This window comes from Mycobacterium sp. (assembly GCF_035623875.1).
Lineage (GTDB): Bacteria > Actinomycetota > Actinomycetes > Mycobacteriales > Mycobacteriaceae > Mycobacterium.
The window spans coordinates 1-15,219 of record NZ_DASPSP010000162.1 but is presented as its reverse complement, the minus strand read 5'-3'; the positions used below and the strand labels follow the sequence as shown (position 1 = coordinate 15,219).

General features: G+C 66.5%; 15 protein-coding genes. 6 read left to right on the top strand and 9 right to left on the bottom strand.

Translation table 11 applies throughout. From position 1 onward, the window contains the following. Positions 1-72 precede the first annotated feature (72 nt). The gene (locus VEI45_RS13090) at positions 73-555 is read left to right on the top strand and encodes a TspO/MBR family protein (RefSeq protein ID WP_324853795.1); all 483 of its coding nucleotides are present in this window, start codon (positions 73-75) and stop codon (positions 553-555) included. Positions 556-571: 16 nt separating this feature from the next. Then, positions 572-1,912, top strand: coding sequence for a deoxyribodipyrimidine photo-lyase (locus tag VEI45_RS13085; protein WP_324853793.1), 1,341 nt, complete (start codon positions 572-574; stop codon positions 1,910-1,912). Positions 1,913-1,918: 6 nt separating this feature from the next. Here the strand turns inward: VEI45_RS13085 and VEI45_RS13080 are convergent, their stop codons facing one another. Beyond that, positions 1,919-2,656: an acetyltransferase gene (locus tag VEI45_RS13080; RefSeq protein WP_324853791.1), complete on the bottom strand. Its 738-nt coding sequence runs from the start codon at positions 2,654-2,656 to the stop codon at positions 1,919-1,921. Positions 2,657-2,885: 229 nt separating this feature from the next. On the opposite strand from VEI45_RS13080, the gene VEI45_RS13075 reads away from it, so the two are divergent. Both VEI45_RS13075 and VEI45_RS13070 read left to right on the top strand, forming a co-directional pair. Further along, on the top strand, positions 2,886-4,160 hold the full coding sequence (locus tag VEI45_RS13075) for a PQQ-binding-like beta-propeller repeat protein (protein ID WP_324853839.1): 1,275 nt from the start codon (positions 2,886-2,888) through the stop codon (positions 4,158-4,160). A gap of 55 nt (positions 4,161-4,215) precedes the next feature. Further along, positions 4,216-4,584 (top strand): hypothetical protein, encoded by a 369-nt coding sequence (locus VEI45_RS13070; protein WP_324853837.1) that lies wholly within the window; start codon positions 4,216-4,218, stop codon positions 4,582-4,584. Between the two features lie 114 nt (positions 4,585-4,698). Here VEI45_RS13070 and VEI45_RS13065 read toward each other — a convergent pair whose 3' ends face one another. The 8 genes from VEI45_RS13065 to ctaD all read right to left on the bottom strand — a co-directional run bounded on the left by VEI45_RS13065 (position 4,699) and on the right by ctaD (position 13,302). Further along, positions 4,699-5,412 (bottom strand): esterase, encoded by a 714-nt coding sequence (locus tag VEI45_RS13065; RefSeq protein ID WP_324853789.1) that lies wholly within the window; start codon positions 5,410-5,412, stop codon positions 4,699-4,701. A gap of 156 nt (positions 5,413-5,568) precedes the next feature. Beyond that, positions 5,569-6,729 (bottom strand): THUMP-like domain-containing protein, encoded by a 1,161-nt coding sequence (locus tag VEI45_RS13060; RefSeq protein WP_414687471.1) that lies wholly within the window; start codon positions 6,727-6,729, stop codon positions 5,569-5,571. Then, complete coding sequence (locus VEI45_RS13055; protein WP_324853787.1) at positions 6,726-7,709, bottom strand: class I SAM-dependent methyltransferase; 984 nt, start codon at positions 7,707-7,709, stop codon at positions 6,726-6,728. The genes VEI45_RS13060 and VEI45_RS13055 overlap by 4 nt, the downstream gene beginning before the upstream one ends. Next, a complete protein-coding gene (locus VEI45_RS13050; RefSeq protein WP_324853785.1) occupies positions 7,681-8,445 on the bottom strand; it encodes an enoyl-CoA hydratase in 765 nt (254 codons plus the stop codon). Before VEI45_RS13050 ends, VEI45_RS13055 begins: the two co-directional genes overlap by 29 nt. Continuing rightward, complete coding sequence (locus tag VEI45_RS13045) at positions 8,442-9,272, bottom strand: NUDIX hydrolase (protein WP_324853783.1); 831 nt, start codon at positions 9,270-9,272, stop codon at positions 8,442-8,444. The genes VEI45_RS13050 and VEI45_RS13045 overlap by 4 nt, the downstream gene beginning before the upstream one ends. Further along, complete coding sequence (locus VEI45_RS13040; RefSeq protein ID WP_324853781.1) at positions 9,269-10,144, bottom strand: ABC transporter ATP-binding protein; 876 nt, start codon at positions 10,142-10,144, stop codon at positions 9,269-9,271. Before VEI45_RS13040 ends, VEI45_RS13045 begins: the two co-directional genes overlap by 4 nt. A 140-nt stretch (positions 10,145-10,284) precedes the next feature. Continuing rightward, positions 10,285-11,505, bottom strand: a complete 1,221-nt coding sequence (serB, locus tag VEI45_RS13035) for a phosphoserine phosphatase SerB (protein WP_324853834.1) — start codon at positions 11,503-11,505, stop codon at positions 10,285-10,287. Between the two features lie 51 nt (positions 11,506-11,556). Beyond that, a complete protein-coding gene (gene ctaD, locus VEI45_RS13030) occupies positions 11,557-13,302 on the bottom strand; it encodes a cytochrome c oxidase subunit I (RefSeq protein ID WP_324853779.1) in 1,746 nt (581 codons plus the stop codon). A gap of 204 nt (positions 13,303-13,506) precedes the next feature. Here ctaD and VEI45_RS13025 point away from each other — a divergent pair, with 204 nt between their 5' ends. Both VEI45_RS13025 and VEI45_RS13020 read left to right on the top strand, forming a co-directional pair. Then, positions 13,507-14,580, top strand: coding sequence for an iron-siderophore ABC transporter substrate-binding protein (locus VEI45_RS13025; RefSeq protein WP_324853832.1), 1,074 nt, complete (start codon positions 13,507-13,509; stop codon positions 14,578-14,580). A 118-nt stretch (positions 14,581-14,698) separates the two neighbouring features. Continuing rightward, on the top strand, positions 14,699-15,219 hold a 521-nt coding region (locus tag VEI45_RS13020), incomplete at its 3' end, for an alcohol dehydrogenase catalytic domain-containing protein (protein ID WP_324853777.1).

The window sequence follows — 15,219 nt, the reverse complement described above, 5'->3', positions numbered from 1 at the left end:
ATGTGTGGCTTTGCCACCCCGGCGCCGTGACGATCCGCCTCACATCGACGATCGAAGTCGAAGGGAGACAACGTGAATAAGGCAACGCTGGCTGCCACGACGCTTGCTGTTGCTGCTGCCGCCGGGATCGGAAGCGTAGCCAGCAGGCCTCGGCAAACTTCCTGGTACTCGCAGCTTTCCAAACCCTCATACGTGCCGCCGAATGCCGTGTTCCCGGTCGCGTGGACCTCGCTCTACACCGATATCGCGGCCACCTCCGCGGCGGCCATCGACCGGCTGCGCGCAGCGGGGCGCCACGAAGAAGCCCGCAACTACGTTGTGGCGCTGGGCGTCAACCTGGTCCTCAACGCCGGATGGAGTTGGCTGTTCTTCAAGTACCACAAACTCGGCGCATCCACGGTCGGCGCGGCGGTGCTGGCGGCCAGCAGCGCGGACCTGGCCCGGCGGACAGCCCTGGCAGATCCGCGCGCCGGAGCCGCGCTGCTGCCGTATCCGCTCTGGTCTGCCTTTGCCACCGCGATGTCCAGCCACATCTGGGTACTCAATCGATCATGAGACAGGTTGCCCGGTAATGCCGGCGTTGTTGTGGTTCCGCCGCGACCTGAGACTGCGGGACCTGCCTCCGCTGCTCAATGCCGTCGCCAACACCGATGAGGTGCTTGCCTGCTTCGTGCTCGATCCGCGGCTGGAGGCGTCGACGGGCGGGCGCAGGATGCAGTTTTTGTGCGACTCGCTACGCCAGCTGCGCGACGGCCTGGATGGCCGCCTGCTGGTGACCCGTGGGCAGCCCGAGGAGCGGATTCCCGCCGTTGTTAAGGAGATCGACGCGCGGTCGGTGCATATCTCGGAGGACTTCGCGCCGTTCGGGCGGCGCCGCGACGATCGGGTCCGAGAAGCCTTGGGCGACGTTCCGTTAGTCGCTACCGGATCGCCGTATCTGATATCGCCGGGGCGCGTCACCAAGGACAACGGCGACCCGTACAAGGTGTTTACCCCATTCTTCGGCCGATGGCGCGAACTGGGGTGGCGCAAACCCGCGCGAACCGGCCCCAAATCGGCGCGCTGGGTCGATCCAGCACAGTTGGGCAAACACGCGAAGCCCGTTGCGATACCCGATCCAGGCGTCGAGCTTGACCTGCGCGCAGGCGAGGCGGCTGCGCGGCGGCAATGGAAAGCGTTTGTTCACGACGGACTGGACGACTACTCCGACGACCGAAACCGGCCCGACCGGGAGGCCACCAGCCGAATGTCGGCGCACCTGAAGTTCGGCACTATCCACCCGCGGACGATGGTGGCCGACTTGGACCAACGCCGCGCTGGAGCGCGAGCGTACTTACGGCAGTTGGCATTTCGCGACTTCTACGCCGCAGTTCTGCATCACTGGCCGGATAGCGCCTGGTGGAACTGGAACCGCGACTTCGACGCCATCCAGACCGACACCGGAGCAGACGCCAGGCGGCGCTTCACGGCATGGAAAGCCGGCGAGACCGGATACCCGATCGTCGATGCCGGCATGCGCCAGCTACGCGAGACCGGTTTCATGCATAACCGGGCGCGGATGGTCGTCGCGTCGTTTCTGGTCAAAGACCTTCACCTGCCATGGCAGTGGGGCGCCCGCTGGTTCCTCGATCAGCTGGTCGACGGCGACATGGCCAACAACCAGCACGGCTGGCAGTGGTGTGCGGGTTGCGGCACCGACGCGGCACCGTACTTCCGGGTGTTCAACCCGGCTAAGCAAGCCGAAAAGTTCGATCCCTCGGGCGATTACATCCGTCGCTGGGTACCCGAGCTCGCCGACGTCGACGATGTCCATCTGACCGAAGATAACCGGCCGCCTGAGTATCCCGAGCCGATCGTCGATCACGGCGCGGAACGCAGCGAGGCGTTGCGCCGCTACCAAGGGATCAGCTGAGAAGCCTCAGCGGGCCGCCTTTTTGCGTTCGATGTCGGCGAGGGCCGCAGCCAATTCGGCGCGCTGCGCTGCCGACGTCTCCCAGGACAGCTTCCGGTTTTTGACCACCTTGGCCGGTGCGCCGACCGCGATTGAATAGTCTGGGATATCGCCGCGGACCACTGCGTGCGAGCCCAGCACGCAGCCCCGTCCGATGGTGGTGCCACGCAGCACCGTCACCTTCACGCCGACCCAGGTGTCCGGCCCAATCCGGACCGGGGACTTGACGATGCCCTGGTCCTTGATCGGCATATTGATGTCGTCCATTCGGTGGTCGAAATCACAGACGTAGCACCAGTCGGACATCAGCGCCGAATCCCCAAGCTCGATGTCGAGATAGCAGTTGATCACGTTGTCACGGCCCAGCACAACCTTGTCGCCGAACCGCAACGAGCCCTCGTGCGCGCGGATGGTGTTCTTGTCCCCGATATGCACCCAGCGGCCGATCTCCAGCTGCGCGAGTTCGGGTGTGCAGTGGATCTCGACATCCTTGCCAAGAAACACCATGCCGCGGGTGATGATGTGCGGGTTGGCCAACTTGAACTTCAGCAGCCGCCAGTAACGCACCAAATACCAGGGGGTGTATGCGCGATTGGCCAGCACCCATCTCAGCGAGGCCAGCGTGAGGAACTTGGCCTGCCGTGGATCCCGCAGTCGTTGTCCACGCCAGCGGCGGTGGAGCGGCGCATTCCACATGGACGTCATGGCCGGAAAGGATAGCCCGTCGACAATGGGCGCCAGAACGGCGGGCTGTGGGGGCACCCCCAGCCGCGATTAGCGGCGAGAGGACGAGTGGGCTTCCGCGTACGCGAGTCGCCACAGGTTACCCTCGGCTGTACTCGATCGCAGTCCATGCCCCGCATTCCGGGAAGGATTTGGAACCCACACCGTGTCGCCACTCCCCCGACGTGCACTGCGGCGGTGGTCGTGCACGGTGTCGGCGGTAGTTCTGGCGGCCACCGTGGCCGGCTGCGGTAACACCGACTCCTGGGTCGACGCCGGTCCCGCCGAGGGCTGGCCCGCGCAATACGGCGACGCATCCAACAGCAGCTACACGCCGACCTCCGGGGCCACCGGGCTGACCCTGCGCTGGACCCGCTCGGTCAAGGGCTCGCTGGCCGCGGCTCCGGCGCTGAGCTCGCGCAACTGGATGGCGCTGAACGCGCAGACGCCGGGCGGCTGTTCGCTGATGGAGTGGGAGAACGACGACAACGGCAGACAGCGCTGGTGCACCCGGCTCTTCCAGGGCGGCGGCATCTCCGGCCCGTTGTTCGACGGCTTCGATAATCTCTATGTCGGCCAGCCCGGGGCGATACTGTCCTTTCCTCCCACCCAGTGGATCCGTTGGCGCCGACCGGTAATCGGACTGGCTTCCACCCCAAGGTTTCTCGGGCACAGTCAGCTGCTGGTGGTCACGCATCTGGGGCAGGTACAGGTTCTCGATGCGCACCGCGGCACCACCGTTGGCAATGCGATGGATCTGGTGGACAACATCGATCCGGCCGACTTCACCCGTGGGCTCTCCGACTGCGGACCCGCCCGAGCAGGCTGCCCGGTTGCCGCGGCGCCGGCATTCGCCGCGGCAACCGGGATGGTGGTGTTGGGCCTGTGGCAGCCGGGCGCCCCCGCGGCGGCGTTGACCGCGTTGAAGTATCACCCGGGTCAAAATCCCCTACTCACCCGTGAGTGGATCAGCGATGCCGTCAGCGCGGGTGTGCTGGCCAGCCCGGTGCTGTCCAAGGACGGATCCACGATTTACGTCAATGGCCGCGACGAGCGGTTGTGGGCGCTGCGCGCGGCTGACGGCAAGCCGAAATGGTCGGTGCCGCTGAAGTTCCTCGCGCAGACGCCGCCGTCGGTGACGCCGAGTGGATTAATCGTGTCGGGCGGCGGCCCGGACACCCGCCTGGTCGCTTTCAAGGACGCCGGCGACCACGCCCAACAGGTATGGCGCCGCAACGACGTCAGCCCGCTGTCGACGTCGAGCTTGGCCGGTTCAGGCGTCGGCTACGTCGTGGTGACCGGTGGCCCTGGCGAGGGAGCACGGGGTATGTCGCTGCTGGTCTTCGATCCGGGCAACGGCCGCACCCTCAGCAACTACCCGCTGCCCGAAGCGACCGGATACCCGGTTGGGGTTTCGATCGGCCACGACCGCCGAGTGGTCACCGCCACCAGCGACGGCCAGGTATATAGCTTCGCGCCGAACTGACTGGCCCAGCGGCATCGCCTCGACAAGGATGGTGTGCGTGTCGAATGACCCGGCTGTGCAGCACCCGTCGGCGCAGAACACCAGCCGTAGCAGTGGTCGTCAGCTCCGCGATGTGCTTGGGACGATCGTCCTGCTGGTTGCGCACTTCCTTTTCTTTGCCGGCACATTTGCGGTGCTCGGACTTCTGGTGATGGGCACCGACTCGTGCGGCTACCAGAAGTGTGGCGACCCGGCGTGGCTCGACCGGGCCATGAATGTGGCCTTGTGGGCCGGTGGCGCCTTCTTGTTTCTCGACGTGCTGGTCACGGTGGTTCGACTCGTTCGCCAACAGGTCGCGTGGGTCGTGCCGCTCATCGGCTGCATCGCCCAGCTGGCGGTGGCCGTAGGCGCTGCGGCGATGGAATCGCGGGCCGGCCCGGTCTAGTGCGTTGGGCGCAACGCCAACGGTCACAGCAGTCACACAAGTCTCCAAAGGTGGCGATGCGCGTTGCACTCACCTACGAGCGAAAACTGCTGCGCCGCTCAGTGCCTAGGTGTCCTAGCTCTTGATGGTCAGCGGTGGGATGGCGTTGCGCGGCACGTGAACTTGGCTGGCACCGGCGATCGACGACGGCAGCAGCTCTCCCGGCGCGAAGTAGAAAATCAGCTCGTCGTCGGTGATGGCGAAGTTCTGGTAGTGGGACGAATCGAGGCCGGAACCGGGCAAGATCGCGGCACCGTCCCCGGTCTGTCGTCTCACCTCGCGCTGCACGATCGGATAGATGGAGTCAAGCGGTTTGCTGTTGGGCGCGAAAAGCGTGTCGAAGGTGATCGACTGCTGCGCGCCGAGGTCGTAGTTGAAGGCCTTGTAGGAGGTGGACGGGCGCGGGCCGCCGAGATCCTCGAAGACCTTGAGCACCACGCTTCGGGTGCCGCCGGGCGCCTGCCCGGAATGGTACTGCTCGGAGGTGACCTCCATTTGGTACGGCACATCGCGCGCTCCGGACGTCTGCGACGACGTCTGCGCGACGTTGACGAATCCGTCCCGGTTCTGGCTTAGGTAATCGGTCAGCGCCTGCTCGTCGGGATAGTCGACCGGAAACTTCATGTCCAGGTTGTAGGTGGAGTTGGCGGCATGCACATGGCACGTCTGCTCAGCCTCGATATCACCGCCCAGGGTGGTGCAAGCCGAGTCCGCGGCCGCGACCGGCGCGCTGGACCAGCCCAGCAGGACTCCGGCCGCGATCAGCGCGGCCGCGATCAGGTTGCGCATCGGTCGACTTATCCTCGCAGACTGGGAACGGCTGAAATGCCGTCCCGCCAGACTACCCGGCCCCTATTGCGACGCGCGGCAAACTAGGTTCTCGGCTTGGATTCGGACCGTCCGATATCAAAAGGCCGCCCGCGGCGGAATTCCGTTTTGTGGCCCCTACCGCGACGGCCGACAGACGAACGCCGTCCTCCGCGCGGCTGCACCCGAGCCGACCCGGGTAATCACCACCGTCAGGGACCGGCTGCCGCGCAACGCCATCCGCCGTCGTAGCGCTGTCGGGTCGACGTCCACGCCGCGCACCAGGATCTCCAATGCGCCGCAGTCCAGCGCTGACAGCGTCTGCCGCAAACGACGATCATCGAAGGGCAGCTGCTGGACAACCTCGAACCCTCGTATCCCGATAGGCAATTGGTCCCCGGACAGGTAGGCGATGTGCGAGTCCAGCTGCCACAGACCGTGCCGCGCGGCGTAGTGGCGCACCAGACCGGCTCGCACCACCGCGCCGTCGGGGTCAACGATCCACCGGCCGGCGGGCCGCACCGGGCAGTCGTCCGGCTCGGCGTCGGTGATCTGTTCGCCGCGATCCAGGATGCTGGCGCGGCGGCGCACACCTTCCTCGGCTAAACCCGCCGACCACAGGCACGCTTCCCGCACCGACCCTTGATAGGACGTCACCTCGATTTCGCCGTAGAAGCCCAAGCGCTTTACGACATCGAAATCAATTCCGGGAGCAGACTTTACGACCAATTCCCGGCCACGATAAGCATCGAAGAGCTGGTCCAGCGCGGGCTGGTAGTCGCGCGGATTGAAGCGCCGCCGTCCGCTGCCGCGCCGCGCCGGGTCGGCCAGCACCACCGCATCGCGGGTCACCGGGTGCAGCGCATCAGCACGGCACAGGTTGACGGCGGCACCGAGGTTGTACCGCGCCATCGCCAGGCGCACCGGGTCGACGTCACTGCCGACTAGCCGAGCTGCTGTGCCACGCAGCGCGGCGAGCTCCGTGCCGATCGAGCAGGTCACATCGTGCACGACGCGGCTGGCTAGCCGCTGCGCCCGATGCGATGCCACTGACGCAGCGCTGGCTTGCTGCAGTGCTTCATCGGTGAACAGCCACTCGCCGGTAGCGGGCAGCTTGTCGGCCGCGCGCCGCCGCAGCAAGACGGTTTCCACCAGCGCCGGGGTCCGATCGCCGAACTGCTTTCTCAGCGCAGCGATCTCAGAGACGCGGTCGGTCAGCGGCAGCGCGGCGACGACCCTCAGCGCGGCGCAGCCCGCGTCGGATGTCAGGTAGGCAACGTCGTCGAGCCCGAAGTTCAGGACGGCTTGATCCCGGTGATCATCACGTTGTAGAACCAGCCTTTCGGGACCACACGGCGGCAGAGATTCTCGTCGACCCAGCTCAACGCCTTCCAGCTGGTGAACGCGAACTTGGCCCAGCCCCAGCCCAGCCGGTCCGACGGCACCGCGTACTCGAAAGTGCGCAGCGGCCAGCCCAACATCGCGGCGGTGAACTCGACGGTGGTGGTCTCGACGTCGACGGCACCGGCGGAGGTGGCCATCGTCTCCAGGTCGCTCGGGGCGAACGTGTGCAGGTCGACAAGGGCCTCGAGCGCCGCAGCGCGCGAGGATTCATCCAACTCGGCCTGTGGACGCCGCCAGCTGCCGAAGCCGGGCAACTTGGTGACATTGGTGGCAACCCGCCAAGTCAGCGTCGACAGTGCGCGGGCGTAGCGGTCGCCGACCGAGGTCGGCTCGCCGGCGAATACGAAGCGCCCACCCGGCCGCAGCACTCGCAGCACCTCACGCAGCGACAGCTCGACGTCCGGAATGTGGTGCAGCACAGCGTGTCCGACCACTAGGTCGAATGTGTAGTCGTCGTACGGGATGCCTTCGGCGTCGGCGACCCGACCGTCGATATCCAGGTTCAGGGACTGCCCGTTGCGAGTGGCGACTTTGACCATGCCCGGGGACAGGTCGGTCACCGAACCGCGCCGCGCGACCCCGGACTGGATCAGGTTAAGCAGGAAAAAGCCGGTGCCGCAGCCTAATTCGAGGGCGCGGTCGTACGGCAGCCGGTAGATCTCGCCGTCGGGGACGGCGGCGTCGAAGCAGTCCCGCGCGTAGTCGATGCAGCGCTGGTCGTAGGAGATGGACCACTTCTCGTCGTAGTTCTCCGCCTCCCAGTCGTGGTAGAGCACCTGGGCCAGCTTGCTGTCGTGGCGGGCGGCCTCAACCTGCTCGGCGGTGGCATGCGGTTGCGGCGCTGGGTCACCGGCGGGCTTCGAACTCCTCGTCACGAAGGGCCAGCTTAGTGGCACTGGCGAAGACGTCCACAAAGCGGCGGCGTTCGGCGGCCACCCGCTCGGCGGGAGCCAGCTCGAACACCTCGTCGATGCCGGCCTTGGCCGCAGCCAGCGCCTCGAGGGGTCCGTCGACGAAACGCCCGGCCCAGGCCACGGCGGCGTCGTACACGTCGTCGGGGGCGACCATCTCGTCGATCAGGCCTAATGCCAGCGCCTCCTCGGCGTCGAAGAACCGCCCGCTGTACACCAATTCCTTGGCCCTGTTGACCCCGACCGTGCGGGTCAGCCGCGCCATGCCGCCGCCGTCGGGTACCAAACCGGCCAGGATCTCCGTCGCACCGAATCGCACGTTGTCGCCGCTCACCCGCCAATCGGCGGCCAGCGCCAGGCCCAGGCCGCTGCCCAGCGCGTAGCCGGTGATCGCGGCCACGGTCGGCTTCGGGATCGCCGCGACGGCGTCGACGGCGCCGCGGCGCACGCGGGCCCAAGTCTCGGCTTCCGCCGCGATCAGGGTGCGCAGTTGCGGCATGTCGTCGCCCGCGGAGAAGATCTCGTGGCCGCCGAAGATGATCACCGCGGCGATGTCGTCGCGGCGCCCGACCTCGGCGGCGGCCTGGCCGATCTCCCGATAGACCTGCCGGGTCAGGGCGTTGGTGGGCGGCCGCGAACACACCAGCGTGCCGACGCCCGGGCGCTCTGCGCCCACGTGGATGCTGACGAACTCGCTCACGGCCGCCATCCCAGTCCGCCGGCTTTGCGTGCCTCGTGGTAGCGGTCGGAGTCGAAGAATTCGAACACCCAGTTGTCGCCGTCGATCTCGAGGTTCGGTTGCACGGTGACGATCTGACGCTCGACGGCCAATACGTCGGCGACCGTACGTCCGGCCAACGAGTCCAGCTGGGTCCAGGTCGGCGGCAACAGGAAGCACCGCCCGGCCGCGAAGTCGTCGATGGCGGCCTGCGGCGTGGTCCAACCGGCACGATCGGATTCGGTGTTCTCCCCGTCGGCGCGCTGCCCCTCCGGCAAGGCTCCGACGAAGAAATACGTGTCGTAGCGGCGGGTGCGCTCAGCTTCCGGGGTTACCCAGTTGGCCCACGGCCGCAGCAGGTCGGCCCGCAGCACCAGATTCTCCCGACGCAGAAAGTCGGCAAACGACAGCGTCCGGTCGGCCAGCGCCAGCCGGGAGTCGCGGTACACCGACGCATCTCCGACGATGCTGCCCGGATCGTCGGCCGGGCCGGCGAACAGCACGCCGCATTCCTCGAAGGTCTCGCGGGCGGCGGCGCACACCAGCGCTTCGGCCAGCTCGGTGTCAACGGCGAACCGCTGCGCCCACCACGACGGCGGCGGCCCGGCCCAGGCGATCTTGGCGTTGCGGTCTCGGTCGTCGACGCCGCCACCGGGAAACACCATCACCCCCGCGGCGAATTCCATCGCCGAGTGCCGGCGCATCAAGAAGACGGAGATGCTGCCCCGATTGTCTGGCCTGTCGCGGATCAGCATCACGGTCGCCGCGGGCCGAGGCGTCAGCGGGGGCGGTTCCTGCGGTGAATTCATGACCGCCTCCGGTGGGCCGCGCGGGTGCGACTGCGCCGGGCGAAGTAACGCCCGTCGATCAAGTCGACCGTGATCGCCTGGCCGAACGCCGCCGATAGATTCTCGCCGGTCAGCACGTCGGTCAGCAAACCCGCCGCGACGACTTGTCCCTCCGACATCAGCATGCAGTGGCTGAAACCGGGCGGAATCTCCTCGACGTGGTGGGTGACCAGGACCAGCGCCGGCGCGTCGGGATCGGCGGCCAAGTCGGTCAGCCGCGCCACCAGCTCCTCCCGGCCGCCTAGGTCCAGACCGGCTGCCGGTTCGTCGAGCAGCAGCAGCTCGGGGTCGGTCATCAATGCGCGCGCGATCAGTACCCGCTTGCGTTCGCCCTCCGACAGGGTTTCGTAGCTGCGGTCGGCCAGGTGCTCGGCGCCCAGGCTTTCCAGCATGTCGACCGCCCGGTGGTAGTCGACGTCCTCATAGCGTTCCCGCCACCGGCCGAGCACCGCGTAGCCGGCCGAGACGACCAGGTCGCGCACCACCTCGTGGCCGGGAATCCGTTGCGCCAATACCGAGGAACTCAAGCCCACCCGGGAGCGCAGCTCGGACATGTCGACCCGCCCGAGGCGCTCACCGAGCACATAGGCGACGCCCGAGGACGGGTGCTCGGCCGCCGCGGCGATGCGCAGCAACGACGTCTTACCGGCGCCGTTGGCCCCGATGATCACCCAGCGTTCGTCCAGCTCTACCGACCACGTCACCGGCCCAACCAACGTGTGGCCATCACGGCGCAACGAAACGTCTTTGAAGTCGATCAGCAGATCGGGGTCGGTTGCCTCGCTAGTCTGGTCGGTTCCATCCTCGGATTCTCTCGAATCCTCGGGTTTCACCTCCGGCTTCCGGTTTCGGCCACCCGACCATCGTGCCGTACCGCGACGCTGCGGCCGCTGCCGGGTCACCTCGCCTACGAACAGACGCAAAAGCCCCCAACACGCCTAGGCGTGGGGGCTTTTGCGTCTGCTCGCGCTGGTTACTCGGGCGGGATCTCGACGCGTCGCACCACACCGTCGACCGCGTCGGCAGCCTCGATCTCACCGCGCGTGACGCCCAGCAAAAACAGCACGGTGTCCAGGTACGGATGGCTCAGCGACGCATCGGCCACTTCCCGAAGCGCCGGTTTGGCGTTGAATGCGATCCCCATGCCCGCGGCGGCCAGCATGTCGATGTCGTTGGCGCCGTCCCCGACCGCGACGGTCTGCTCCATCGGCACGCCGACCTGATGCGCGAAGTCGCGCAGCGCCTTGGCTTTGCCGGCCCGGTCGACGACCGGGCCGATGACCCGGCCGGTGATTGTGCCGTCGACGATCTCCAACTGGTTGGCGGCGACGAAGTCCAGCATCAGCTCATGCGCCAGCGGTTCGATGACCTGCCGGAAGCCGCCGGACACCACCCCCACGTGATACCCCAGACGGCGCAGGGTGCGCAGCGTGGTCTGCGCGCCGGCAGTCAGTTCCAACTCGTCGCCGACCTCGTCGAGTACCTCGGCCGGCAGCCCGGCCAGAGTGGCGACCCGCTGGCGCAGCGACTCCGCGAAGTCCAATTCCCCGCGCATCGCGGCCTCGGTGATGGCGGCTACGGCGTCCTGGGCACCCACTCGGGCGGCCAGCATCTCGATGACCTCGCCCTGGATCAGGGTCGAGTCGACGTCGAAGACGATCAGTCGTTTAGCCCGCCGGGACAGACTATAGGCCTCGACCGCCACGTCCACGCTCGCGTCGGCGGCCACCCGGGTCAACGCGGGCTGTAACTGGCCACCGACTCCCGGCGGTACCGAGACCCGCAGCTCCAGACCCGTGACCGGATAGTCCGAGACGCCGCGGATGAGGTCGATGTTGACTCCCAACGCCGCCACCTCGCGGGCCACCGCGCCGAACGCTTCGGCGGTGATCGGCCGGCCCAACACCATGATGGTGTGCGTCGACGGTTCCCGGATGATCGGCAGGTCGTCGCTGCGCTCGATGCTGACGTCCAGGCCGACCGCGTGGATAGCGGCCTCGACTTCCGCCTGCAGCGCCTGGCCTTCGGCCACCTCCAGTGGAGCCGACACCAGCACACCCAGCGTCAGCCGGCCCCGGATCACCACCTGCTCGACGTTGAGCAGTTCAACCTTGAGGCCCGAGAGAACCTCGAAGAGGGCCGACGTCACGCCTGGCTTATCGACACCGGTGACGGTGATCAACGCCGACACCATGCGGGGTCTGGTCACCCCAGATTGCCGCCGCTGTGGCTCATCAGCGGCCCATCAGCTGCGAACGCCTACGTCGTCGATTCTGGTGACGTCGCCGGCGGACGGGCCGTGGCTGCGGCCCACGTGCGCCTCGGCGCGAAGTCGTTCCACCATGTGCGGGTAGTGCAACTCGAAGGCCGGACGCTCGGAGCGGATGCGGGGCAGTTCGGTGAAGTTGTGCCGCGGCGGTGGGCAACTGGTGGCCCACTCCAACGAGTTGCCGTAGCCCCACGGGTCGTCGACAGTGACCACTTCGCCGTAGCGCCAGCTCTTGAAGACGTTCCAGACGAACGGAACCATCGACGCGCCAAGGATGAACGCCCCGATCGTCGAGATGACGTTCAGGCTCGTAAAGCCGTCGGTGGGCAGGTAGTCGGCATAGCGGCGCGGCATACCGGCATCGCCTAACCAGTGCTGCACCAAAAACGTGGTGTGAAAACCGATCAGCGTCAACCAGAAGTGCAGTTTGCCCAGCCGATCGTCGAGCAGCCGGCCGGTCATCTTCGGGAACCAGAAGTACACACCGGCGAAAGTGGCGAACACAATGGTGCCGAACAGCACGTAGTGGAAATGCGCGACCACGAAATAGCTGTCGGTGACATGGAAGTCCAGCGGCGGGCTGGCCAGCAACACACCGGTCAAGCCACCCAGTAGGAATGTGACCATAAAGCCGACCGAGAACAGCATCGGCGTCTCAAACGTCAGCTGCCCTTTCCACATGGTGCCGATCCAGTTGAAGAACTTGATCCCGGTCGGGACCGCGATTAAGTACGTCATGAACGAGAAGAAGGGCAGCAGAACGGCTCCGGTGGCGAACATGTGGTGTGCCCATACCGCTACCGACAACCCGGCAATCGATAGCGTCGCGTAAACCAGCGTGGTATAGCCGAAGATCGGCTTGCGGGAGAATACCGGGAAGATCTCGCTGACGATGCCGAAGAACGGCAGCGCAATGACGTAGACCTCGGGGTGGCCGAAGAACCAGAACAGGTGCTGCCACAACAGAACTCCGCCGTTGGCTGCGTCGTAGACGTGGGCCCCCAGGTGCCGGTCGGCAGCCAACCCGAACAGTGCCGCGGTCAGCAATGGGAAGATCAACAACACCAGGATGGATGTCACCAGGATGTTCCAGGTGAAGATCGGCATCCGGAACATCGTCATACCCGGCGCGCGCATGCACACCACCGTGGTGATCATGTTGACCGCCCCGAGGATGGTGCCCAGACCACCGACTCCCAACCCGAGGATCCAAAGGTCGCCGCCGGGACCGGGCGAGTGGATGGCATCAGTCAACGGGGTATAGGCGGTCCAGCCGAAATCCGCGGCACCGCCCGGGGTGATGAACCCGGAGAGTGCGATCGACGCGCCGAACACAAACAGCCAGAAGGACAGTGCGTTGAGCCGTGGAAATGCCACGTCGGGGGCGCCGATCTGCAGCGGCAGCACCAGGTTGGCGAAGCCGAACACGATCGGGGTGGCATAGAACAGCAGCATCGCCGTGCCGTGCATTGTGAACAACTGGTTGTACTGCTCGTTCGACAGGAACTGCAGCCCGGGCGCGGCCAGCTCGGCGCGCATGAACAGTGCCATCAGCCCGGCGATGAAAAAGAAGATGAAGCAGGCGACGCAGTACATGATCCCGATCATCTTGTGATCGGTGGTGGTGATCAGCCGGTAGACCAGGTTGCCTTTAGGGCCTGTTCGAGGCGGGTAGGGACGACTGGCCTCGAGTTCTCCCAGCGGGGGCGCTTCTGTCGTCAAGTGCTCCTCCAAACGTCGGGCAGGGCGACTGGGATCAGTGGCTTTTGAGTCTAGCCTTCGACCGGGCCTAGCGAGCGACTGGTCCTACAAACTGTCGTACTGGGCCCGATGAGGCGGTCGCGGGCCGTCGAGCGTACGCAGCCGGCGTCACCCGAACCGGATGTTACCGTCGGACCCGTGCTGTTCAGGGGTGTGCGACCTGTGATGTCCGCGGCCGCTGCGATAGCGATTTCGGCCGCGCTGTGCACTGGTTGCACGACCGGGTCGTCAGGCGGCGGCTCGTCGGCGACATCGGTGATCACCAGCACCACCCAAATCGCCGGGGCCGGCGTTCTGGGCAACCAGCGGCGACCGGACGAGTCGTGCGCGCCGCAACCAGCTGAGCCGGATCCCGGACCAGCGACGCGGACCGCGCACAACGCGGCTGGCGTGCAGCCCGATGTGGCGCAGGTGAGCTCCGATCCGCAGCGCATCGTCGTGCTCTCCGGCGACCAGCTCGACGCCCTGTGCGCGCTGGGCCTACAGTCCCGGATCGTGGCCGCCGCATTGCCGGACGGCTCATCGAGCCAGCCGTCCTACCTGGGCACTGTTGTGCATCAGCTGCCGGGCGTGGGCACCCGCAGCAGTCCCGACCTGGCGGCTATCGGGGCAGCCAAGCCGAACCTGATTCTCGGCTCGCAAGGGTTGACGCCGAAGCTGTATTCGGCGCTGACCGCGATCGCGCCGACGGTGTTCACCGCGGCCCCCGGTGCGGCCTGGGAGGACAACCTGCGTGGGGTGGGTGCGGCCACCGGGCGGGCCGACGCCGCGGACGGCGCGATCGACGACTTCACCACGAAGGCCCACGATGTCGGCGCCGCACACGACGCCCCCCACTACCAGGCCTCGATCGTGCAGTTCACCGAGAACACCATCCGGGTGTACGGCAACAACAACTTCCCCGCCAACGTGCTGACCGCCGTCGGCGTCGATCGCCCTGCAGCGCAACGGTTTACCGACAAGCCCTACATCGAGATGGGCAGTACCGACGCCGATCTCGCGGACAACCCCGACTTCTCGGCGGCCGACGCCGACCTCGTGTACGTGTCGTTCGCATCGCCGGCCGCCAAAGACCGCGCCGCCGCCATTTTCGACAGCAACCCATGGCGCAAGCTGTCCGCCACTCGCGACAACCGGGTCTTCGTGGTGAACAACGAAATATGGCAGACCGGCGAAGGTGTGGTTGCGGCTCGCGGTGTCATCGACGATCTGCGCTGGGTGAACGCCCCGATCAACTAGCGGCCAGCGGCATGTGACGCCGATCGCACCACGAGGAATACATAGGCTATCTATGCTAATCTGGTTGGGTTCACTATAGAATTCGATACTGAGACAAGCGCACTCAAGAGGATTGCCCATGAGCACTGTTTCCGCATATGCCGCTACCTCGGCGACCGAGCCGCTGACCAAGACCACGATCACCCGCCGCGACCCCGGCCCGCACGACGTCGCGATCGACATCAAGTTCACCGGCATCTGCCACTCCGACATCCACACCGCCAGAGCCGAGTGGGGCGTGCCGAACTACCCGGTGGTCGTGGGCCACGAGATCGCCGGTGTGGTGACCGCCGTCGGCTCGGAGGTCAGCAAGCACAAGGTCGGCGACCACGTCGGCGTGGGCTGCATGGTGAACTCCTGCGGTCAGTGCCGCAGCTGCAAGGCCGCGCTCGAGCAGTACTGCAAGCCGGGCGCGACCTTCACCTACAACTCCATCGACAAAGACGGCACGCCGACCCAGGGCGGCTACAGCCAGGCGATCGTCGTCGACGAAAACTTCGTCGTGCGCATCCTCGACTCGCTGCCGCTCGACAAAGCGGCACCGCTACTGTGCGCGGGCATCACGCTCTTCTCACCGCTTCGGCACTGGAAGGCCGGCAA

Bases quoted from the DNA above. Each gene is read 5' to 3' on its own strand.
- VEI45_RS13045 (WP_324853783.1), bottom strand. From the start codon at position 9,272: ATGAATTCACCGCAGGAACCGCCCCCGCTGACGCCTCGGCCCGCGGCG.
- VEI45_RS13080 (WP_324853791.1), bottom strand. From the start codon at position 2,656: ATGACGTCCATGTGGAATGCGCCGCTCCACCGCCGCTGGCGTGGACAA.
- serB (WP_324853834.1), bottom strand. From the start codon at position 11,505: ATGGTGTCGGCGTTGATCACCGTCACCGGTGTCGATAAGCCAGGCGTG.
- VEI45_RS13065 (WP_324853789.1), bottom strand. From the start codon at position 5,412: ATGCGCAACCTGATCGCGGCCGCGCTGATCGCGGCCGGAGTCCTGCTG.
- VEI45_RS13085 (WP_324853793.1), top strand. From the start codon at position 572: ATGCCGGCGTTGTTGTGGTTCCGCCGCGACCTGAGACTGCGGGACCTG.
- VEI45_RS13025 (WP_324853832.1), top strand. From the start codon at position 13,507: ATGTCCGCGGCCGCTGCGATAGCGATTTCGGCCGCGCTGTGCACTGGT.